Annotated in this window: 23 protein-coding genes and 1 riboswitch; of the genes, 5 read left to right on the plus strand and 18 right to left on the minus strand. The window is 40.2% G+C overall.

Features of this window, described 5'->3' with window-relative positions; all coding sequences use genetic code 11:
* Position 1: 1 nt before the first annotated feature.
* From L2672_RS10665 to L2672_RS10685, 5 genes are all read right to left on the minus strand, one after another.
* Positions 2 to 805 carry a HesA/MoeB/ThiF family protein gene (locus L2672_RS10665; protein WP_248995840.1) on the minus strand — a complete coding sequence of 268 codons (804 nt, stop codon included), beginning with the start codon at positions 803 to 805 and terminating at the stop codon, positions 2 to 4.
* Positions 802 to 2,520 carry a bifunctional hydroxymethylpyrimidine kinase/phosphomethylpyrimidine kinase gene (locus L2672_RS10670; protein WP_248995841.1) on the minus strand — a complete coding sequence of 573 codons (1,719 nt, stop codon included), beginning with the start codon at positions 2,518 to 2,520 and terminating at the stop codon, positions 802 to 804. The genes L2672_RS10665 and L2672_RS10670 overlap by 4 nt, the downstream gene beginning before the upstream one ends.
* On the minus strand, positions 2,520 to 4,508 hold the full coding sequence (gene thiC / locus L2672_RS10675) for a phosphomethylpyrimidine synthase ThiC (RefSeq protein ID WP_248995842.1): 1,989 nt from the start codon (positions 4,506 to 4,508) through the stop codon (positions 2,520 to 2,522). Before thiC ends, L2672_RS10670 begins: the two co-directional genes overlap by 1 nt.
* A 323-nt stretch (positions 4,509 to 4,831) precedes the next feature.
* A riboswitch (TPP riboswitch) is annotated at positions 4,832 to 4,931 on the minus strand.
* A 57-nt stretch (positions 4,932 to 4,988) separates the two neighbouring features.
* Positions 4,989 to 5,876: a dihydrodipicolinate synthase family protein gene (locus tag L2672_RS10680; RefSeq protein WP_248995843.1), complete on the minus strand. Its 888-nt coding sequence runs from the start codon at positions 5,874 to 5,876 to the stop codon at positions 4,989 to 4,991.
* An 11-nt stretch (positions 5,877 to 5,887) separates the two neighbouring features.
* Positions 5,888 to 6,664 (minus strand): aldolase, encoded by a 777-nt coding sequence (locus tag L2672_RS10685; RefSeq protein WP_248995844.1) that lies wholly within the window; start codon positions 6,662 to 6,664, stop codon positions 5,888 to 5,890.
* A 125-nt stretch (positions 6,665 to 6,789) separates the two neighbouring features.
* Between L2672_RS10685 and L2672_RS10690 the strand changes: the two genes are divergently transcribed.
* The 3 genes from L2672_RS10690 to L2672_RS10700 all read left to right on the plus strand — a co-directional run bounded on the left by L2672_RS10690 (position 6,790) and on the right by L2672_RS10700 (position 9,384).
* Positions 6,790 to 8,259, plus strand: coding sequence for an aminotransferase-like domain-containing protein (locus L2672_RS10690; RefSeq protein WP_248995845.1), 1,470 nt, complete (start codon positions 6,790 to 6,792; stop codon positions 8,257 to 8,259).
* Positions 8,260 to 8,381: 122 nt separating this feature from the next.
* Positions 8,382 to 9,119 carry a 3-deoxy-manno-octulosonate cytidylyltransferase gene (kdsB, locus tag L2672_RS10695; protein ID WP_248995846.1) on the plus strand — a complete coding sequence of 246 codons (738 nt, stop codon included), beginning with the start codon at positions 8,382 to 8,384 and terminating at the stop codon, positions 9,117 to 9,119.
* 49 nt (positions 9,120 to 9,168) lie between these two features.
* Positions 9,169 to 9,384 carry a DUF2897 family protein gene (locus L2672_RS10700; RefSeq protein ID WP_248995847.1) on the plus strand — a complete coding sequence of 72 codons (216 nt, stop codon included), beginning with the start codon at positions 9,169 to 9,171 and terminating at the stop codon, positions 9,382 to 9,384.
* A gap of 112 nt (positions 9,385 to 9,496) precedes the next feature.
* Here L2672_RS10700 and L2672_RS10705 read toward each other — a convergent pair whose 3' ends face one another.
* The 7 genes from L2672_RS10705 to thrS form a co-directional block, all read right to left on the minus strand.
* Positions 9,497 to 9,916 (minus strand): hypothetical protein, encoded by a 420-nt coding sequence (locus L2672_RS10705; protein ID WP_248995848.1) that lies wholly within the window; start codon positions 9,914 to 9,916, stop codon positions 9,497 to 9,499.
* A gap of 123 nt (positions 9,917 to 10,039) precedes the next feature.
* Positions 10,040 to 10,747: a tRNA (adenosine(37)-N6)-threonylcarbamoyltransferase complex dimerization subunit type 1 TsaB gene (tsaB, locus tag L2672_RS10710; protein ID WP_248995849.1), complete on the minus strand. Its 708-nt coding sequence runs from the start codon at positions 10,745 to 10,747 to the stop codon at positions 10,040 to 10,042.
* Positions 10,748 to 10,788: 41 nt separating this feature from the next.
* Positions 10,789 to 12,768 carry a DNA repair helicase YoaA gene (locus L2672_RS10715; RefSeq protein ID WP_248995850.1) on the minus strand — a complete coding sequence of 660 codons (1,980 nt, stop codon included), beginning with the start codon at positions 12,766 to 12,768 and terminating at the stop codon, positions 10,789 to 10,791.
* Between the two features lie 135 nt (positions 12,769 to 12,903).
* Positions 12,904 to 13,263 (minus strand): 50S ribosomal protein L20, encoded by a 360-nt coding sequence (gene rplT / locus L2672_RS10720; protein WP_011637486.1) that lies wholly within the window; start codon positions 13,261 to 13,263, stop codon positions 12,904 to 12,906.
* Positions 13,264 to 13,281: 18 nt separating this feature from the next.
* Complete coding sequence (gene rpmI / locus L2672_RS10725; RefSeq protein WP_055023949.1) at positions 13,282 to 13,476, minus strand: 50S ribosomal protein L35; 195 nt, start codon at positions 13,474 to 13,476, stop codon at positions 13,282 to 13,284.
* 89 nt (positions 13,477 to 13,565) lie between these two features.
* The gene (infC, locus tag L2672_RS10730) at positions 13,566 to 14,108 is read right to left on the minus strand and encodes a translation initiation factor IF-3 (protein WP_248995962.1); all 543 of its coding nucleotides are present in this window, start codon (positions 14,106 to 14,108) and stop codon (positions 13,566 to 13,568) included.
* 3 nt (positions 14,109 to 14,111) lie between these two features.
* Positions 14,112 to 16,040 carry a threonine--tRNA ligase gene (thrS, locus tag L2672_RS10735; RefSeq protein ID WP_248995851.1) on the minus strand — a complete coding sequence of 643 codons (1,929 nt, stop codon included), beginning with the start codon at positions 16,038 to 16,040 and terminating at the stop codon, positions 14,112 to 14,114.
* A 327-nt stretch (positions 16,041 to 16,367) separates the two neighbouring features.
* Here thrS and L2672_RS10740 point away from each other — a divergent pair, with 327 nt between their 5' ends.
* On the plus strand, positions 16,368 to 16,568 hold the full coding sequence (locus L2672_RS10740; protein WP_248995852.1) for a CPXCG motif-containing cysteine-rich protein: 201 nt from the start codon (positions 16,368 to 16,370) through the stop codon (positions 16,566 to 16,568).
* Positions 16,569 to 16,592: 24 nt separating this feature from the next.
* On the opposite strand, the gene L2672_RS10745 is transcribed toward L2672_RS10740, so the two are convergent.
* Entirely contained in the window at positions 16,593 to 17,207 is a 615-nt protein-coding gene (locus L2672_RS10745; RefSeq protein ID WP_248995853.1) for a riboflavin synthase subunit alpha, read from the minus strand.
* 29 nt (positions 17,208 to 17,236) lie between these two features.
* On the opposite strand from L2672_RS10745, the gene L2672_RS10750 reads away from it, so the two are divergent.
* Positions 17,237 to 18,583, plus strand: a complete 1,347-nt coding sequence (locus L2672_RS10750) for an MATE family efflux transporter (protein ID WP_248995854.1) — start codon at positions 17,237 to 17,239, stop codon at positions 18,581 to 18,583.
* A 43-nt stretch (positions 18,584 to 18,626) separates the two neighbouring features.
* Here L2672_RS10750 and L2672_RS10755 read toward each other — a convergent pair whose 3' ends face one another.
* The 5 genes from L2672_RS10755 to L2672_RS10775 all read right to left on the minus strand — a co-directional run bounded on the left by L2672_RS10755 (position 18,627) and on the right by L2672_RS10775 (position 21,651).
* Positions 18,627 to 19,406, minus strand: coding sequence for a ThuA domain-containing protein (locus L2672_RS10755; protein WP_248995855.1), 780 nt, complete (start codon positions 19,404 to 19,406; stop codon positions 18,627 to 18,629).
* A gap of 49 nt (positions 19,407 to 19,455) precedes the next feature.
* Positions 19,456 to 19,767, minus strand: coding sequence for a GMC oxidoreductase (locus tag L2672_RS10760; protein ID WP_248995856.1), 312 nt, complete (start codon positions 19,765 to 19,767; stop codon positions 19,456 to 19,458).
* Between the two features lie 7 nt (positions 19,768 to 19,774).
* The gene (locus L2672_RS10765) at positions 19,775 to 20,173 is read right to left on the minus strand and encodes an FAD-binding protein (protein ID WP_248995857.1); all 399 of its coding nucleotides are present in this window, start codon (positions 20,171 to 20,173) and stop codon (positions 19,775 to 19,777) included.
* Between the two features lie 29 nt (positions 20,174 to 20,202).
* Positions 20,203 to 20,736, minus strand: coding sequence for a gluconate 2-dehydrogenase subunit 3 family protein (locus L2672_RS10770; protein ID WP_248995858.1), 534 nt, complete (start codon positions 20,734 to 20,736; stop codon positions 20,203 to 20,205).
* 144 nt (positions 20,737 to 20,880) lie between these two features.
* Positions 20,881 to 21,651, minus strand: a complete 771-nt coding sequence (locus L2672_RS10775; protein ID WP_248995859.1) for an IclR family transcriptional regulator — start codon at positions 21,649 to 21,651, stop codon at positions 20,881 to 20,883.
* Between the last annotated feature and the right edge of the window lie 61 nt (positions 21,652 to 21,712).

The following is a 21,712-nucleotide window of genomic DNA, read 5'->3' on the forward strand; positions in this document are numbered from 1 at the left end:
ATTAAGCCTCATGTTCACCCATGTTGCTGGGTTTATTCTGGCAAACTGGACATTGTTCATCTTTAGTCATGGCCACTTTAGACCAGGAAAAACCTTTAGCATCAAAACGATGTAGCACCCCATAATCTTGATATCGACCCGATAAATAATTTAACACGGCTAAGGCTTGCATAGATGCCAGCACGCCCACAGCAGGCCCTAAAACGCCTGTGTGCTGACATGAGTTTTCAATGTAGGTATCTGCAGGGTACAGGCAGTGATAACACCCGTGTGGCATGACAAAATTACAATCTTGTTCAGGTATCAACATAAAATATTGACCATGATCAGCTGAAATTGCAGCACTCACTAATGGACACCGATATTTAATCGCTAACTTGTTGATTAAATGACGAGTATTAAAGTTGTCACTGCAATCAATAATCATATCGACTTTATAATTGTCCAAAACGGTTTGATGATTTTCGTCACTAACAAATACTTGCTTGGCAATAATACGTCCATCAGCATTTTTAGCCTGTAATTTAGCCGCCGTTACTGCGGCCTTATTTTTACCAATGTCATGATGATCAAATAAAATTTGTCTGGGTAAATTTGACGGATCTACCACATCGCCATCGAATAGATACAGTTGCTTCATTCCTGATGCACTAAGATATTGAGCGACTAATTGCCCTAGCCCACCCAGACCAATAATCACTACAGAGGCATTCATGACAGCTTGCTGTCCATATTCACCAAAATCAGCCAATAACATTTGTTTAGAGTACTGAATGTATTGTTGATCGCTTATCCCTAAACTCATACTGACTCCTGCTTAGTAAAGTGGTCACATACTTGTTGCCATTTAGTTTCAAGGCGTTGATACGCTTGCGAGGGATCAGTTGACTCTGTTACTGCCCTGACAACAGCTACACTGTCACATTGAGTGCTGGCTATCGTTGCTAGCCTTTGCTCATCAATCCCACCTATGGCGACGGTGGTGAAATGCCCTTTTAATAAAGTGGCATAACAGCGTAGTTTGTATATGCCTTGTGGCGCTGAGGGCATCTGTTTGGTTGTGGTAGGGAAAATGTGTCCTAATGCGATATAAGATGGCTTTAATTGTGCCGCAAGTAAGATTTCAAAATAGCTATGGCTTGATAAACCTAACGCTAAATTATGACTCGACAATGCTGCTAAATCCGCAGTTAACGCATCCTCTTGCCCTAAATGAACCCCAAAAGCTTTATGCTCTATCGCTAATTCCCAGTGGTCATTTATAAATACTTGAGCGTTATACTGGTTACCTAAGGCGACAGCTTGCTGAATTTTTTCAGATAACCAAGATTGAACCGAAACACCTTGCTGTGATTTAGGTGATAACTCAGCATCTGGTTTTAACCTTAACTGTGCCGTTTTGCAGCCAGCCTCTAGCAACTCTCTCAATATCTCTATTGATGCTACCACTGGATATACCGTGATAGGCGCATGAAGCGGCCTAAAGTGTAATAAAGATAAATCCCTTTCGATTTGAGTCGCTAATTTGTCAATATCTTCAGTAGCTAAGCCTGTAGCATTGATAATATAAGGCATAGAAACTAATGTGTTCGGCCACCCCGTTCTACCTAGGCAGCCTGAGCCAGCACCAATGTTAATACTGTGGTTTAACCCTCGGCTAACATAAGCTTTGGCCAGCACAACGGCATCATGCAATACAAACTCATTGGCGACGAAGCTGGCAATCGCTGAAGATAAAGTACAACCACTGCCGTGGTGATTCTGAGTTGCAACCCGTTCACTTTTAAGGATAAAAACCCCGTCGTTATGCTCTGCACTGCCACCAGCAACGTGTTGGGTAATATACATATCAATCGCGTCATTACCTTGCCAATTAGCATCACCACCTTTTGCTAGCACGTTACAATTAAACTGTTTCGCAATAAATCTCGCCAGTTGAACCATATCCGATAAACTGTTTGGTTTATCGATAGCTGGCAAACTGGCATACGATTGGCTGGAAGTTAAAGCGCAGTTCAAGGCGGATTTTGCTAGCGGATATAACTCATGTTGATTCGGTGTGACTAAATCCACCAGCGGTAATAATGGCGCAAAATTCAATGGTTGTTGGTTTAGCTTGTCACCACTAGATGCCACCATTACTGGGTCGAGCACCACCAGACAATTTCTCTGTTTCAACCTTTGTTCATGCTCAGCTTTAAAAGAGGTTAACCATGCCGCGATGGTTTCAACTTGTTGTTGATTCGCTATCAAGCCAATTTTAATGGCGGCTGGAAACAAGTCATTGGCTAAAGTATTTAACTGCGCCAACAGCATTTGATTAGACACTGGTTCAACCAAGTCCACCTGTGCTGTATTTTGCGCGGTTAAAGTCGTGATCACAGAACAGCCATGGCAACCGAGATCTTGAATGGTTGCCAAGTCAGCCTGAATCCCTGCACCACCGCCACTGTCAGAGCCAGCAATTGTCCAAACAATATTTGTCTGCTGCTCAACATGAGCATCACACAATACCGGCATTACTCAGCCTCCTCTGCCAGCTGTTTTTCATGGTATAACTGGCTACCTGTGGCTTTAAACTCGGCAGACTTTTGTGCCATTTCAGCAGCGATCTGTGTTGGGTCAATGTCACTGGTATAAGACTTATAAGTCACATCTGATACTAATTCGACATTTATAGAAGGTTGACTTTCAAGCGTTTTCGCTTCAAGACTTGCGGCATAGTCTCTAACATCTTGCGTTATTTTCATCGAACAGAACTTGGGGCCACACATAGAACAAAAGTGCGCTACTTTGGCAGACTCTTGTGGAAGAGATTCATCATGGTATGCCCGTGCTGTGTCAGGGTCTAATCCAAGGTTATATTGATCTTCCCATCTAAATTCAAAACGTGCTTTAGATAAGGCATTATCACGAATTTGCGCACCTGGATGCCCCTTGGCAACGTCTGCAGCGTGGGCTGCAATTTTATAAGCCATTAAACCCTGTTTAACATCCTCTTTATTGGGTAAACCTAAATGTTCCTTAGGGGTGACATAGCAAAGCATGGCCACGCCATACCACGCCATCATTGCCGCACCAATGCCGGAAGTGAAATGATCATAACCTGGTGCAATATCTGTGGTTTGGGGGCCAAGTGTGTAAAAAGGCGCTTCGTCACAATGGGCTAACTGCTTCTCCATATTGACTTTAATCAACTGCATCGGCACATGTCCAGGCCCTTCAATAATGGTCTGAACATCATATTCCCAAGCGATTTTAACTAATTCACCAAGAGTTTCTAACTCAGCAAATTGAGCCTCATCATTGGCATCGGCAATTGAGCCAGGACGCATACCATCGCCCAAAGATAGAGACACATCATAAGCGGCACAAATTTCACAAATTTCACGGAAGTTTTCGTATAAGAAACTTTCTTTATGATGACTAAGGCACCACTTGGCCATTATGGAACCACCACGAGAAACAATCCCCGTTAATCGTTTGGCGGTCATCGGTACATATCGTAATAATACCCCTGCGTGAATCGTAAAATAATCAACACCTTGCTCGGCTTGTTCAATTAACGTATCGCGGAACACTTCCCAATTAAGATCTTCGGCAACCCCGTTCACTTTCTCAAGGGCTTGGTATATTGGTACCGTCCCAATGGGTACTGGAGAATTGCGTATAATCCACTCTCGAGTTTCATGAATATAGCGTCCGGTTGATAAGTCCATTACTGTGTCAGCACCCCAACGGGTAGACCACACCAATTTTTCAACTTCTTCCTCAATTGAAGATGTCACGGCAGAATTACCGATATTGGCATTAACCTTCACCAAAAAGTTTCGGCCAATGATCATCGGCTCTGACTCAGGATGATTAATATTTAAAGGAATAATCGCTCGACCACGGGCAACTTCACTTCTTACAAACTCGGGGGTAATTAATTGACCTATTTGGGCACCAAAAGCTTCACCCTTGGCTTTTTGAGTTAATATTTCATCAGACACCTGCTGGCGTGCCATGTTTTCACGAATGGCAATATATTCCATTTCAGGAGTAATAATCCCTTGTCTGGCATAGTGCATTTGGGTAACGCGTTTACCCGATTTGGCTTTACGCGGCGCAATTAACGCATCAAACCTGAGATGATCTAGGCCGTCGTCGGCTAAACGTTGTTGGGTAAAGTTAGAGCTGGCATTAGATAATTGTTCTGTATCATTGCGTTCTTCAATCCACGCTTGTCTGACTTTCGGCAAACCTTTTCTAACGTCAATTTCTGCATCAGGATCAGAATAGGCACCCGCACAATCGTACACTTTAATCGCTGGGTTTGCTTCAAACACGGGGTTATCGGCATCGCCATTCACTAAGGTATCCGTTTGTTTGATTTGTCGCATAGCAACCTGAATATCTTGTCGACTACCAATAAGGTAAATTTTTTCAGAATTTGGATGCTGTAACGGTTTTAAGTTATCAATAAATGCTTGTGCGCTTTCACGCGTTTTTCTACGATTTGACATGAGCAACCTCTATTAAAAATTTATACCCATTACAATCAATAAGTGCTCAGAAATAGCGTAGAAAAAATGCTTGATAACAAGGCAGATTTTTCAATAAGTAGTCGTTCTACAATCAAAAATTCTAACGCCGTTAGCGAGTATTTTAACAAGCTAGAATGAACAGTTTTGATAACAATTGGTATTTATATAGTTGCTTGTCTGGAGAATATGTTGAGGACGAGCCAGCAAAGTTTTGCGATACAAAATCTTTGCTGAAATAATCACTTTTAAAGGGGGGTATCGTATCAGTTTCGAACGATATCACTATTTTATATTGGCTATAAATGATTATATTGCTTGTTTCCTTCGCAGGTTTTAGCCTGATCAGGTTCAACGGATCCCGAATTAACGGTCTCAGCCATAATGGCACTCCGACAAGTTCAAAACACAATATACTGATTTACTAATTTATAACAAGTCCAATCAGCTAAATAAGCCTTTTTAACCACCTCTAACAAATTGATGTATTAATGCTTTTAATTGAGTCTGTTGTTGCTCAGTGATATCTCCTAAGGGTTTTCTGGCTAAACCAACATCACGGCCTAATAGTTTCAGCCCTGCTTTAACAACCTTGGGAATACCCACGCCGACAATAAAAGTTAATGTTGGAAGTTGCTGATAAAATAAAGTTTGAGCTTTATTAAGTTCACCAGCTTTAACCTGCTCATACAGATGTTTAGGCGCAACACCTAAAAGATTAGGTGCAGCGGTACACCAACCACTAGCCCCTGCACATAAAGCCTCTAACGCCAGCGTATTACAACCATTAAAAAACGGTAACTTGCCTTCAGATAACAATTTGATTTTGTGCATTCGCTGAATATCACCGGTGCTTTCTTTCACCATGGTCACATTAGGGATTTGATGGAACATTTTAACCAACAGTTCAGGGCTCATATCAATACCACTGGTCGCAGGATTGTTATAGGCCATAATTGGAATAGAAATAGCATCTGAAATGGCTTGATAATAATCAAACAATTCTAGTTCAGTTAATTTCCAATATGACACGGGAATAACCATTACAGCATCTGCACCAACTTGCTGTGCAAAGCGCGCATTCTCAACTGCGGCTTCAGTGGTTAACTCAGAAATACCTACAATAACAGGTACTCTTTTATTGACCTTTTTAACAGTATACTCAGCAACTTCACGCCACTCTTTAGTACTCAAGTAGGCACTTTCTCCGGTACTACCTAATGGCGCAATAGCGTCGCTTCCTTGCTCAAGTAAACTTTCCAAAGACAAACCTAACGCATTAAAGTCTATATTTTTACCATCTTGAGTAAACGGGGTTATTGGATATGAAATGATTCCTGATAAGTTCATTGTTCTATTCCTTAAATACAATTTGGGTGATTTTTAAGCGCTTGTCTTGCGTAGTAGGCAAAATTAACTTTGTTACGTTTATCCGTTGATACCCAATCATGCGCTTCACGGGCTAAATCTGCGGGTAATGGTTGTACTTGACCCGCTGACATTGCCAACAATTGCAGCTTTGCAGCTCGCTCAATCAAAATGGCTAAATTACATGCTTCTTCAATAGTTTCACCCGCAACTAATTGACCATGATGCGCTAAAAATACCGCGCGGTTATTACCTAAGGCTTTCGAAATTAATATTCCCTCTTCATTACCCACAGGTACACCAGGCCACTCGCTAACAAATGAGCAATCTTCATATAAACCACAGGTATCCATTTGCGAAATAATTAGCGGAATACGTAACATCGCCAGAGCAGCGATATATGTCGGGTGGGTATGAACAATACAGTTCACTTTAGGGTGTTGTTTATATATCCAGGTATGAAATCTGTTAGCAGGATTGGCCATGCCTTTACCGTCTAGTGGCTTTAAATCTAAGTCCACTTCAATTAAGTTATCAGCCGTTGTTTCATCAAAACCCAAACCAAACTTTTGAGTAATGAAAGTATCACCAGCATCAGTTCTACATGTAATTTGCCCTGCTAAACCAGAGTCATGGCCTTTATCAAATAAAATACGACATGTCAGGGCTAACTTTTCTTTGTAGGTTAAGTCAATGTTTTCAAGCACGGAGTTCATACTTGTTTGAGCACTTAACATTAGCTCGGATTTAGATAGTGACGCAGTCTTCATGAATGTTCTCCCAAATGATATGAATTGCTTTGCTGAATCAGCCAGCTCATAATACGAACCAATTGGACCACTAATAACATCCAGTTATAAAATAAATACTGGTCCAGAGGCGGGAGGGAGCAAATATGCTCAGGCCATGGGAAACGCAATTTTGGTTAGAAGAGAGTGACGATACATTACATTCAAGATTATTAAACAGGCTATTACAAGACATTAAAGACGGTCGTTTACCTGCAGGTTCACCACTACCCGGCTCACGTACATTAGCGAAACAACTCACCGTGAACCGGAAAACAGTTCAGGGGGTTTATAACGAATTAGAAGCCCAAGGGTGGGTAACCTCCAAACTTCGTCGTGGCACCTTTATTGCGGATGTTTTACCTGAAAAAAACTTATCTAAATCTCATCAAGCATTACTTAACTTAACGGATGAAGCCCCCGTAACCTCAAGCTTATTCACCGGTTTATATAACGATTCATTACCGTCAACAAACATCCCGCATAATGCCAACGACGGTAGCCCAGATACTCGCCTCATTCCTTATGAAGTACTTGCGCGAGCATACCGAAGAGCGTGTATTACACTCAGTAGAAATGCATACTTAGGTTATGGCGACCCCAAAGGCAGTTATGAGCTTAGAAAATCTATCCATACTATGCTGTCGGGCGATCGATTCATGAAATTAAATGTAGAAGACATTTGCTTGGTTAGAGGTAGCCAGATGGGGCTATATTTAACGGCATGTGTTTTACAGCCACAAAAAGGCGTGATTATTGTAGAAGAGCTTTGCTATCAAGCAGCTATAACAACTTTTGAAGCTAAGGGCTTTGATATTATTCGCTGTAAACTCGACCAACAAGGGCTAGTGATAGACGACTTAAATAACATATTATCGACTACAAAAGTGGCCGCCGTTTATGTAACCCCACATCACCAATATCCCACTACGGTATGCCTCCCCATGAACAGGCGTTTGCAAATTTTGCAACTGTCTAAATCACATCAATTTGCCATAATTGAAGACGATTACGATCATGAGTTTCATTATGAAAACCGCCCTATTCCCCCTCTAGCCAGTTTGCCAGGAGCTGAGAACGTCATTCATATAGGCTCACTTTCTAAAGTGTTTGCGCCAGGGTTAAGGGTGGGTTACATGGCAGCACAGAGGCCTTTTATCGATAAAATTGCTCAGCAAATTATGTTGATTGACCGCCAAGGCAATACCGTAACTGAATATGCTATAGCTGATTTAATGGAATCAGGTGAAGTGAAAAAACATATCCGAAAAGCTTGCAAGCTATATCAACAAAGAAGAGATTTTGCCGTCAGTGAATTTAAACGTGTTTTTGGCAATAAAGTCACCTTTAATGTTCCCTCTGGAGGGCTGGCATTATGGGTCAATTTATCACCAATGATAAAGCATCTTGATGCAGATAACCTTATAGATTGGAAAGATTCATCGGCCAACTTTTACTTCTGTCCTCGTGAACATACATTACATTTAAGATTTGGTTACGGTGCGACAAACAATCACGAAATAACACAATCAATCAAAGCATTACAAGTCATGTTATTGAAGATAGAGCAAGAATAATAAATAAAACTTGCTTACAAGATGCGGAATAACTAAGGGCATGGTATATAATGCACATAAATTTAATACTCAACCCCGCACTGATATTTTCGCGTGGTTTCTAACAAAAATAGGTTTCATTAATGTCTGTTATTTTAGTAATTCCTGCTCGTTATGGCTCGAGCCGTTTTCCTGGTAAGCCACTGGCTTTAATCAATGGTAAACCTATGATTCAACACGTGTGTGAAAGAGCCGCTTTAGCTAAAGGCTTAGATAGCATATATGTTGCCACTGACGATGACCGAATCAAAAATGTCGTTGAAGGTTTTGGCGGTAAAGTGGTGATGACACACCCAGACCTAGCCTCTGGTACAGACAGAATTAATGATGCTATTAACCAGCTTAAATTAGCCGATGACGACCTGATCATCAATGTGCAAGGTGACCAACCGTTAATTGACCCTATTACTATTGAACAATTGATTACCTTGTTCCAACGCCATCCCAATGAGTTTGATATGGCAACCTTAGCGGTAGAGATTACTAACCCCGCTGAAATTAATAGTCCAATGCATGTTAAAGTCGTATTCGACAATAGCTTTAATGCATTATATTTTTCGCGTTCAAAAATTCCTTATGGCCGAGATACCGACGACTACCCTGTTTACAAACACTTGGGAATTTATGCCTATTCTAAAAAGTTTATCAATACCTATGCAGCATTGCCGTTAGGTCGCCTTGAGAACCTTGAGAAACTAGAGCAACTTCGAGCATTAGAAAACGGCTATAAAATTAAATTAGCCATCAGTGCATTTGACTCAACAGAAGTCGACACACCAGAAGATATTCGTAAATGCGAATTACGTTTAGCGGTCGACTAATTAGCTGACACCGAGTCAATTTCACAATGCAACAAATGGGAGCAACAACATGGATTTATCAGGCTTTGAAGTTTGGATAATCATTATTTTGGTCGTGGGTGTGATTGCCAGCAACCTAGCAGTACTCAAATACAGCGCCAAATTTAAGATGCCCCATTTAGGTGATCATAAAGATAAAAGTATTGGTGCAGAAGAAACTGATTCTACTGAGGCTAAAAAAGCCGACTCTGGTTCTGATTCTAACGCTGGAACTGACACTAAATAGACTTGGTTAGTAGTGGCTATAAAAAACAAACAGGCTTACAAAAGTCTGTTTGTTAACTGCTAAAATGAAATCTTTAATGCTGTATTTGGAATCAATATAGCCTTGCAAGCTGCTACACAAATACATCTATTCCGACCATTTGCTGAATTTCATCTCGTTTAGCGGCATGTTGAGTCATTAAATACATATTAATTGCGCCTTTATTGCTGGCACTGTCAGTTTCATATTCAACATTTGCACGTTCTGTTAATGATTCTGGCACCATTAATGTGCTATTAAAATCTTGTTCAAACTTAGCTTGATGTTTGAATAACCCGGACTCTTCTACCGCTTGTTCACGCTGTTGTTGAGTCAAGTTTGACTCAGTCTCTAATCCAATAACGCTTTCATTTAGAGAAACAACTTTGAGGGGGCGATTCAGGGTAATAGAAGCGGCAGACTCAATTACCCGGTTTCCTGCAACAGCATCAGCTAACGAAGTTTTCATCGTCAATGGAAAATGTTGAGCTATATGAGATGCAGGTATTTGCATAATCTTCTATAGATTGAAATGAATTTAATCGTTAAATTATAGACAATAAAGCCGCTTTAGTACAAAAGAGGCTAACAATGTATATTTTGTTCGCCTCAAACTGGGTGTAACCTGCCGAGAATATTACTCTCTACCCGGCAGTTTTTTCCATGTAACGGTATCACGTAAATAAACAGGCGCTAAATCATCAACACTGGTGTGTTGTTCATGACTTACACCAAATTGTGCCAGTGTTAACATTGCTTTGGCATCAGGGTACTTTACCGCCTGCAAAGGTAGAATATTGCCACTAAGGTTGAGTAAATCTGGATAAGCATCAAAACCTGTGCCACAAGCCACTATTTGCTCATTAGTATCTAATGCAAGTTCAATATTATCTGGTGCGCAAACTTGCTCAACACCAACCAAGGTGGCAATTCCATTTACGTTAGTAAACTGGCCAACATAAACTTCATTCATGCGGGCATCAATAGCACAAAATACTTGTTCAGCTTGATGTTCATCAATTGCCATTTGCGCCATGGCAGCCAGAGTAGAAATTCCAATTACGGGTAAATCTGCCCCTAAGGCTAACCCTTGAGTCATGCTGGTGCAAATTCGAATACCGGTAAAACTGCCTGGACCACGTCCGTAAGCAATAACATCAAGGTCAGTTAATTTAATATTTGCCTCTGCCAATACTTCATCAACCATAGGCAATAAGCGTTGGCTATGTTCACGAGGAGCATCTGCAATGCGATTATAAATTTTTCCGTCTAACGAAAGTGCTGCAGAACAAGTCTCGGTACAAGTATCTAGCGCTAAAACACGTAATGGAGTATGAAATGTCATTTTTAAACCAGCTAAATCTAATAAATTGCCGCTATGATAACTTATGAGATCTGTTTTAAAAAGTGTAGAGCGGTATCTAAATCACGTGTACGGTACATTGGCGGTAAAGAGTTAACAAATGCCTCACCATAAGGGCGATTAACGATACGGTTATCGCATAAAATAAGTACGCCCAAGTCTTTTTCATCACGAATTAATCTACCTACTCCCTGCTTTAACATAATCACCGCTTGAGGTAATGAAATATGGTTAAATGGGTCAAGGCCTTGTAATTCGGCATTCGCTGCACGCGCTTTATATAATGCATCATCAGGCGAAACAAACGGTAATTTGTCGATAATCACACAACTGAGTAATTTTCCTCTAACATCAACACCTTCCCAAAAACTGGCTGTTCCTAAAAGTACCGCGTTACCTAAGAGTCGATATTTATTTAATAAACTTTGTTTGCTGCCTTGCCCTTGCACTAACAATGGATAATTCACTTTGCGGCTCAGTATCGTGGCAACTTGTTTCAACATGCTATGACTCGTAAACAAAATAAAAGTACGGCCTTTGGCTGCATTAATTGCTTGGACACACACCTCAACAAATTGATTGATACTATTCTCGGTTTGCCCAGCTTTACCTAAATGCCTTGGTACGCAAAACATTGCTTGTTTGGGGTAATCAAATGGACTGTCTAAAATAACTTGATGAGATGATTTTAGCCCCATCTCATTGGCAAAGTGGTTTAACTGGCGGTTAACTTGTAAAGTTGCAGAGGTAAAAATCCAGCTAGTATCATGGGTAAATAATTGCTGACATTGTTTCGCCACGTTAATTGGCATCATTCTTAGGGTAATATAGCGCGGTCCATAATCGACACTATAGGCAGAGTGGTTATCTTGACATTCAAAATATGTTTTCAAGCGCCCATTTAATGACACAAGCTTCTCGAATGCTTCGTCTAACTCATCAAAACGTCCTATATGATGAGTTAATAATAATTCCAATTCAGTTAAGTTTTCATGTAATTGCCATGAAGTCACAATCAATGATTTAGTGGATAAAACCTGACGCCAATCAGTATAATTGGCTGAATAAAGTTCGTTATGCCATTGCGATAACTGCACTAACGCACGGTTAGCAAGGTGTTCAATTTGAATGCTGTCCCGCACTTGCTGTTTATGAACGGTGATAAGGTTATTTAATAAACTCTCAATTTCTCGGCTATTTATTTGCTGACCGAAATAATTAATACAGATATCAGGCACTAAATGTGCCTCATCAAATATAACCACATCTGGATCAGGTAATAACTCAGCAAATCCGGTATCTTTTAACAATCTATCTGCGAAAAATAGATGATGGTTTACCACAATAACCTTAGCTTCCATGGCTTTAAGTCGAGCTTTACGGGTAAAACATTCATTGTAAAAATCACATTTTTTACCGGTACAACTTTCTTTGGTGCTGACTACTGATGGTAAAACAGAGGAATCTTCTGAAACTGCTGTTAAGTTACCTATATCACCATCTTTGCTTAATGCCGCCCATTGATTAATTTTCAATAAATCATCTAATGCCTGCTCACGATACTGACTGGCATATTGCATCTGTTTATCTAACCGCAATTGGCATAAATAGTTATTACGCCCTTTTAATAACGCTACCCGCGGTTTTACGTCCAGCATATTGAGTAATGCGGGTAAATCTTTTACAAACAATTGCTCTTGTAGGTTTTTACTCCCGGTACTCACAATCACTTGCTTACCACTTAGAATAGCTGGAATAAGATAAGCGAAGGTTTTACCCACACCTGTACCCGCTTCTAGAATCAGATTTGATTTTTTTGCGATTGCTTCACTAACATACATTGCCATGTCAGTTTGACTCTGACGGCTGCTATATTGATGCACATGTTTAGCCAATGCACCATTAGGGGAAAACTCATTAATAACCAGCTTGGTTAAATTGGCCAGCCGAATCCCTGAATCAGTTGAGCCTTGAGCGGCAGAATGTTCGATTTGCGTCGACATACCTGTCCTGGCGCTGGAATTAAGTGGCTTTCTTTTCAATGTTCAACCGTTGGTATCTATAATTGCAGGGTTATTTTAACTTGAGATATAAAAAAAGGAACCCGAAGGTTCCTCTTTATAAAGCCGACTAACTAATTACTTAGTTAAAGCTTCTTTTGCTTTTTCAACTAAAGTTGCAAAAACAACTTTGTCGAATACAGCGATGTCAGCCAAAATCTTACGATCGATTTCGATAGACGCCTTTTTCAGACCGTTGATGAAACGGCTGTAAGACAGACCATTTTGACGAGAAGCCGCATTGATACGTGCAATCCAAAGTTGACGGAATTGACGTTTCTTTTGACGACGGTCACGGTAAGCATATTGACCAGCTTTAGTTACTGCTTGAACAGCAACACGGTAAGTACGGCTACGAGCGCCATAATAACCTTTAGCTAACTTAAGTACTTTCTTGTGACGAGCACGAGCGGTTACACCACGCTTAACTCTAGGCATTGTTCATCTCTCCTTTAATTAAGCGTATGGTAGTTGACGTGCAATTGCTGGCACATCAGACTTAGCAACTAAACATTTAGCACGTAAGTGACGTTTACGCTTAGTGCTCTTCTTGGTCAAAATATGACGTAAGTGTGCTTGTTTACGCTTGAAACCATTAGCGGTTTTTCTGAAGCGCTTTTGTACACCCTTGTCTGTTTTCATTTTAGGCATTTCTAAAACTCCGCATTGGGACGTTAATAAAACGTAAGGCGAGCGAAGTCCTCAAAAAGAGTCTTCGCTACTTTTAATTGGTTGCCCTACTATTTCTTTTTAGGTGCGAGAACCATCACAGCTTGACGGCCTTCCATTTTAGGGAAAGACTCGACAACAGCATGTTCTTCCAAATCAGCCTTGATACGGTTCAAAAGATCCATACCTAGGTTTTGGTGGGCCATTTCGCGACCACGGAAACGCAGCGTAATTTTCGCTTTGTCCCCATCTTCTAGAAAACGAATCAGGTTGCGTAGTTTTACCTGATAGTCGTTTTCATCAGTGCCAGGACGGAATTTAATTTCCTTAACCTGAACCTGTTTCTGCTTCTTCTTTTGTTCCTTTTGCGCTTTCGCTTTATCAAAAAGGAACTTACCGTAGTCCATTATGCGACAAACTGGAGGCTCAGCATTTGGGCTGATTTCAACTAGGTCTACACCTGCTTCATCAGCTACATTCTGTGCTTCTTTGATGCTAACGATACCAATCGACTCACCATCTAAACCTGAAAGACGTACTTCTGGTACACCGGTGATTTCTTCATTGATTCTATTAGGCGCTGGTTGTCGCCCTGCTGCTCTTTTGATCTTTATGACCTATTCCTCCAACAATTTGAGACTACGGAGCGAAATTTGTTGATGTATCTTGGTAGCAAAATCTTCTATTTTTAGCTTACCTAAATCGATACCATCACGTGTACGCACCGCGACTTCCTTATTTTCCATTTCTTGATCACCTACGACCAATAAATAAGGCACACGTCTTAGAGTGTGTTCGCGTATTTTAAAGCCTATTTTCTCATTCCTCAAGTCTAAAGATGCACGAATGCCCTGATCTTTGAAGAATTTAACAACTTCTTCCACATATTCTGACTGTTTATCGGTAATATTCATAACAACTACCTGCATTGGAGCAAGCCAAGTTGGGAATTTACCCGCATATTCTTCAATCAAAATACCTAGGAAGCGTTCTAATGAACCTAAAATAGCACGGTGAATCATTACCGGTGTTTGGCGACTATTGTCTTCAGCAACATAAGTTGCCCCTAAACGTGTTGGTAATGCATAATCTAATTGTACAGTACCGCACTGCCAAGCACGATCTAAACAATCATGTAATGTGAACTCAATCTTAGGACCATAAAACGCCCCTTCGCCTGGTAATATTTCAAATTCAATATTATTGGCACGAAGTGCTTGTTTTAATGCTTCTTCAGCACGATCCCACATATCATCGTCACCAATACGTTTTTCAGGACGTGTTGATAATTTAACGACAATATTTTCGAAACCAAATGTTGCATATGTGTCATATACCATTTGGATACATGCACTCACTTCTTCTTGCACTTGTTCATCAGTACAAAAAATGTGTGCATCATCTTGGGTAAAGCCACGGACTCGCATTAAGCCGTGTAAAGAACCCGATGGCTCATTACGGTGACAACAACCAAACTCTGCCATACGTAATGGCAAATCACGGTAAGACTTTAAGCCTTGGTTAAATATTTGCACATGACCTGGGCAGTTCATTGGCTTAACCGCATACTCACGGTTTTCGCTGTTGGTAGTAAACATGGCTTCTGAGTATTTATCCCAGTGACCACTACGTTCCCACAGCACACGGTCCATCATTAATGGGCCTTTCACTTCTTGATAAGTGTATTGCCCTAATTTTTGACGAATGAACTTTTCAAGTTCTAAGAATAAGCTCCAACCATCGTTATGCCAGAACACCATACCTGGTGCCTCTTCTTGCATATGGTACAAATCTAATTGCTTACCAATTTTACGGTGGTCACGTTTAGCCGCTTCTTCTAAACGGTTTAAATGTGTTTTAAGTGCTTTTTTGTCTGCCCAAGCTGTTCCATAGATACGCTGAAGCATCTTATTGTCTGAATTACCACGCCAATAAGCACCGGCAACACTCATTAATTTAAAGTGTTGGCAAAAACGCATGTTTGGAACGTGAGGTCCACGACACATGTCAGTGTATTCTTCGTGGTGATATAAAGCAGGGGTAGAATCTTTACTGATGTTTTCATCAAGAATAGCAATTTTATATTCTTCACCGCGCTCGCTAAAGGCATCACGCGCTTCTTGCCAGCTGACCACTTTTTTAACCACATCGTAGTTTGTTTTTGCTAATTGAAGCATACGCTTTTCTAATGCGTCGATATCTTCTTGTGTCAGCTTATGGTCTAAATCGATGTCATAGTAAAAACCATTGTCGATAACTGGGCCAATTGCCATTTTGGTTTGTGGCCATAATTGTTTAATCGCATGACCTAATAAATGCGCACAAGAGTGACGAAGAATTTCAACGCCTTCTTCATCTTTAGCCGTGATGATTGATAATTCCGCATCGGTAGAAATAATATCGCAAGCATCCTTCAGCTCGCCATTTACGCGACCAGCGATACACGCTTTAGCTAAGCCAGGACCAATGTCGGCGGCAACGTCAAGAGTTGATACGGGGTTAGCAAACTCACGTTTGCTGCCATCAGGCAATGTAATAACAGGCATGAAAATTCCTTATCCAGTGGTGACCCACACGTAGGGCCACTTGGTCAAATAATAAAAGATAGCTTTTTTGCAATAACACCACTTTAAAATGAAGACAGTACAAGAGTCTTACTTACTCAAACATAATGCGTTTTTGATAAAGTATGATATCCAAAAAAGTAGCCGCCAATTGTATGTGACATCCACTACAACAATCAACCTTTAAAGCGGTATTTCACCACGAGAATTAAATTTAAAAAACATACTTTGCAATTGAAGATGAACCTCAATCCATAGACTATAATTTATACAGAAAGGTTGATTTTAGAGCGTTAAGGAGTGTTTGCCATGAGACTCATATCTAAGTCGATTAGCTGTCCACATTGCGGCCATCATCAACACGTCACCATTGATACCAGTGCTGGCGATCAAGAATATTACGACGACTGCCGAATCTGTTGTAACCCCATTCACATAAGAATGCATGTAGACGACAACAGACGTACAGTGCAATTATTTATTGATACTGACGATGAACAGGTTTATTAGCCTTTAGCAATCCACTCATACTGGCTATGACAATTGCTTTTTAGCTAATATTCTTTCTACTGTATCGACAATCACTTGAGTTTGGCTATCAATCTCAATATTCATTTTATCGCCCACGTGATAGTGGCTAATATTCGTCAGTCTTAAGGTTTCAGGTATGAGATGCAACATAAAGCCACGCTCTGTTAATTTGCCAACAGTTAAACTGCAACCATTAACCGCCACAAAACCTTTATAAAAGATGTAATCTCGCCATTTAGTGTCTACTGCAAGTTCTAAATCATAATGTTCATCAGTGTGACTCACTGTTATCACTTGGGCTTGAGTATGAACATGACCTGATAAAATATGCCCACCTATTTCACTGCCAAATGTTAATGAACGCTCAATGTTAACAAGATCACCTTGTTTGATATTATTTAGGTTAGTGAGCTTTAATGTTTCTTCCATTACATCGAAGAAAACTTTATCATTCTCAATCTTTGTAACCGTTAAACAAACACCATTAGTCGCTACACTAGCACCGGTTTGTAATCCAACGGTAAACTCTGGTTTTATTGCAATTTCAAAACGTTTCAATCCAGCTTGCTGTTGAATCGACACCACTTCGCTGGTGGTTTGAACAATTCCTGTAAACATAATACATTCTCGTTGATGATGGGCACCATATGAACAATACCGGCTTTCAAGCCAAGCGATTAATACAGTTGGCTTTACCTATTTTAATTGCACAAATAACCCAAACCATGATGGGATTTATCGACACCGTTATGGCTGGTCGTGTCAGTGCAGTTGATATGGCAGCCGTTGCCGTTGGCACAAGTTTATGGCTGCCTGCCATATTATTTGTTCAAGGTTTATTAATGGCATTCACACCTGTATTTTCGCAGCATCATGGTGCAAATAATCAGCAGGTGATCCCAAACCTACTCTTCCAAGCGGGATATATTGCCATAATTGGTGCCGTTGGTGTGATGATATTTTTATCTTCATCAAGTTACATTTTACAAATGATGGATTTAGAGCCGCAACTGCATCATTTAACTGTGGGATATATCGATGCTATTTTATGGGGAGCTCCTGCATTTGCCTTGTATCAGGTATTAAGGGGGTGCAGTGAAGGCATATCATACACGTTACCGACCATGGTCATTGGCTTCATCGGACTTGCAGTGAATATTCCAGCTAACTATTTATTCATTTATGGTGGCTTTGGCATACCGGCGATGGGCGGAGCGGGTTGTGGTGTAGCCACCGCTTTAGTTTTTTGGGCCATGTTTATTGCCATGATTATCTATATGCAAATACATAAACGATTCGCAGAAATAGCGCCGTTTAAACAATTTTTTGCGCCGCATTTATCAACCATGATTTCAATGGTGAAGCTGGGGTTTCCTATTGCAATGGCGCTATTTTTCGAAGTTAGCTTATTTGCAGTAATAGCATTATTTTTAGCGCCATTAGGTGCCAACGTGGTGGCTAGCCATCAAATTGCACTAAACTTTTCGTCCATTGTATTTATGTTGCCGTTATCTGTCGGTATCGCAGCATCTATTCGTATTGGCTATTATTTAGGTAGAGAAAGAACCGATATAGCCAAATTAGTCACCTATGTCAGTTTAGCTATTTCACTTTCATTGGCTATGATGACGGCAATTTTAACTGTGGTATTTAGAGAAGAGATTGCCCTACTTTATAATGATAATCCTGAAGTAGTTGCTCTTGCTGGCAGCTTGATGCTTATGGCGGCGTTGTATCAAATATCAGACTCAATTCAGGTTGTTGCGGCAGGTGCATTACGTGGATATAAAGACACTCGCAGCGCCTTCTATATCACACTCTTTTCGTACTGGTTTATTGGTATGACACTAGGGTATGTATTAGCCTATACAAACATTATCGTGCCGCAAATGGGTGCACATGGATTTTGGATTGGATTAATTGCGGGCTTAACCTCAGCGGCTGTGTTATTTGGTTGGCGTCTAAAAGTGATTCAACAACGTTTACAACACTAAATAACTGGGTGCCGTTAAACTTCATTATTAACGGCACTTTCTCCTACTTACTCTTTAAATAAACCTTTGCCGGTAGCAGCCCATTAATACCACCATAAAGATGATGCAAAAAAATGGTGTCTTGATAAGTCGCTGGTAAATGTCCCAATGCAGTATAAAATGACCGTCCACCATCAAACTCTTGATACCACGACACAGGGTGGAAATCGCCCATGCCACTGACCTTTACATCTCCCCATTGAGCAGCAGGCTCGTAGGTCGACTCGTCAACGGATAAAATATATTTCAAGTTTTTAGAATATGGCTCGCTAAAATAGTAATACTCGTCTGTCCATAAAAAGGAATCTGGCAACATTGAGCTTCCCGGAAAATCACTTGGTACAACATTGACTTTTGCGGTTTGAATTGCAGGATGGATAACAAACATTCTCCCTACTAACTGCGTGTACCATGGCCATTTATATTCAGTGTCAGAAGCGGAGTGTACCCCGACAAAACCTTTACCAGATTGAATAAACTGCTCCATCGCATTTTGCTGCTCATCATTAAGTACATCACCCGTAGTATTTAAGAAAACAATTGCGTCAAAACGTTTCAAATTTTCAGGGTTAAATTGATTGGCATCTTCATGCCATTCATAATCAAAGTGATGTTTTTCAGCTAACACCTTCACAGCGTTCACTCCCTCTAAAATACTTTGATGATGCCACCCTGCTGTTTTAGTAAATAACAAGACGTTAAATTGTTTGGCTAATAATGTCGGGCTATTCAAAAGCGTCAAGCTAAAGCCAATAATTAACAAAAAATGACCAGACCAAATCATACTATTACCTACCCTAAATAATGCTATTTAACCGCAATGTTTTAATGGGTTAAAGTAACCCAGCTTTTAACTGTTTATCGGCATAATCAACTGCTCTTGCGGTAAATGCCATAAAGGTAATAGATGGATTAACGCACGAGGTTAATGAAAATGCTGAGCCATCGGTTACAAATAAATTTGCCACTTCATGACATTGATTCCATTTATTAAGGTATGAGGTTTTAACATCGTGACCCATGCAACATCCTCCCATTTCATGTATAGCCCCTCCAGGAGGTGCATATCCTTCAAATCCTTTAACATCTTCAAGTCCCGCGGCGGTTAATATTTCAACCGCCGTTGCGGTCATATCATCTACCATGTTTATTTCATTTTGCTTTAAAGTCTTGTTCGCACCAACGGTAACTTTGTCTGCCCCAAATTAATGATTTACCTCCTACTTTAGCACTGCGATACCAAATAAATGGTTGTTTTTGGATATAGGGGTTTTCAAGATCATTAATTAAATGGTGCTTAGTAAAGTCACTATAGATGTAGATATTTTTCTGAATGTGCTGCTGTAATTTAAACTCTTGTAACACTTCCCCTCTAAAAGGCATTTGCCAAGGCGCTAACCCTTCCGTTTTATATTTACCATGTTCAATAGGTTCTCCACGGTCCAAAACCAACGTTTTATAACCTTTCTCACAAAATTCTTTCGCTGCAATCCCACCGGACATGCCTGAACCCACGACGATCACATCAAAATCCATATTATGCGCTTTCATACTTATTCCTTTAAATTAACCTTAAACTGTTAAAACCAAACACCGCCAACTTCGGAGAGTTTAAGTTCCTGATATGGCCCGGGAATGGGATCGAAGTTTAACGCCTGAGTCGCGCCAATTTTTGAAGTGTAATAACCAATCACAATCAATTGTTTAAGCTTGCGATAGAATGTACTTTGCTCAGAACCTTGGTACATATCACGATCAAGTATCTCTATTGACTTAACTTGTTGATTGGCTGAAAGATCTAAAAAACTTGGATTAGCATTAAGTAAATTATCAAACTGGCCAACAAACTTCATTCGTTCATCAGGGGTCATAAAATGATGAACGTAATAGTCAACATACAAGTGAGCTTCAGCTTGGCTAGCGCTGGGTGTATCCGTATGCGGAATGATGATGTCACCAATTAATTTAATACATTCAAGTTGTTTTTCAGTAAATTTTGCCTTGTAGGTTCTATTGTCTAACTCCGATGTTGCTGCAACAACCATGCTCTCAATTGACACAACACTACAACCTAAAACAACGGAAAGGTTGATTACAAATTGACGTCTATTCATACCAGTACCATCCATGAAAGACAGATAAGAATTCAGAAAGTATTATTAACTATCTAACAGCAATTCTTAAAACCTTGCGTAATGACTAAGTGTTAATACCATAACGTCAACATTGTTTATTGTCTACAATATTGCCGTTGTGTTTTATTCCGCAATTAGCTTGGTAATTTGACTGGCTGTTTTAAAAAGTGATTCAAGCAGGTCATGCGAGCTATTCAATCCATCGGTTTGCATTTCAAAAGTGGACATACTTAAAGCCGCAATAACCTTTGCATCTGGTTGGCCAATCAGTACGGAATAATCTTTTACCCCTGTCAATAAACTATTATGCTGCGCAACAAAGCCTGCTTGTCTTATAGTTGCTAACTCTGTGGTTAAATGACTTCGTTCAGATGCCCCCATGCGGCAAAATGTCTGATCATGCTCTATTAACATTGTTTGCACTTCGGCATTACTATTTGCCAGAAGTAATTTTCCCGCTGTCGATTGGCTTAAACTAAACATTGCACCTTCAGCAATACTTAAGTGAATGGCACTGGTGCTTCTAGCATAAACAATTACCATTGCTTGGCTTTGATACAGCATGCTTAAATAGCAAGATTGACCAGTACTTACGGCTAGATCTTCCATATGTGGCAACGCCGATTGTCGAACACGATCAATGGGCGAAATATTTCTAGAAAGGTGATACAACTTTAACGATAATTCATATCGACCTGTTGTGGGATGACGTTGAACATAACCCCGCTTTTCCAATCCAACAAGCACTCTATAAATTTCATTTGGGCCACGCCCTACACCCGCCGCAATCTCACTTTGGCTACAAGGCATTGCATTACCAACCAAAAACTCAAGTATATCCAACCCTTTATCTAACGCGGGTACAGCATATTTTTGGCTCGTTTTATCTTTCACTTTAGTTCCTTTATTTTAAGATTCTTATATGAATATAAAAAATTTTTCAGCGTCAAAAAAC

This window comes from Shewanella gaetbuli, assembly GCF_023284065.1.
Lineage (GTDB): Bacteria > Pseudomonadota > Gammaproteobacteria > Enterobacterales > Shewanellaceae > Shewanella > Shewanella gaetbuli.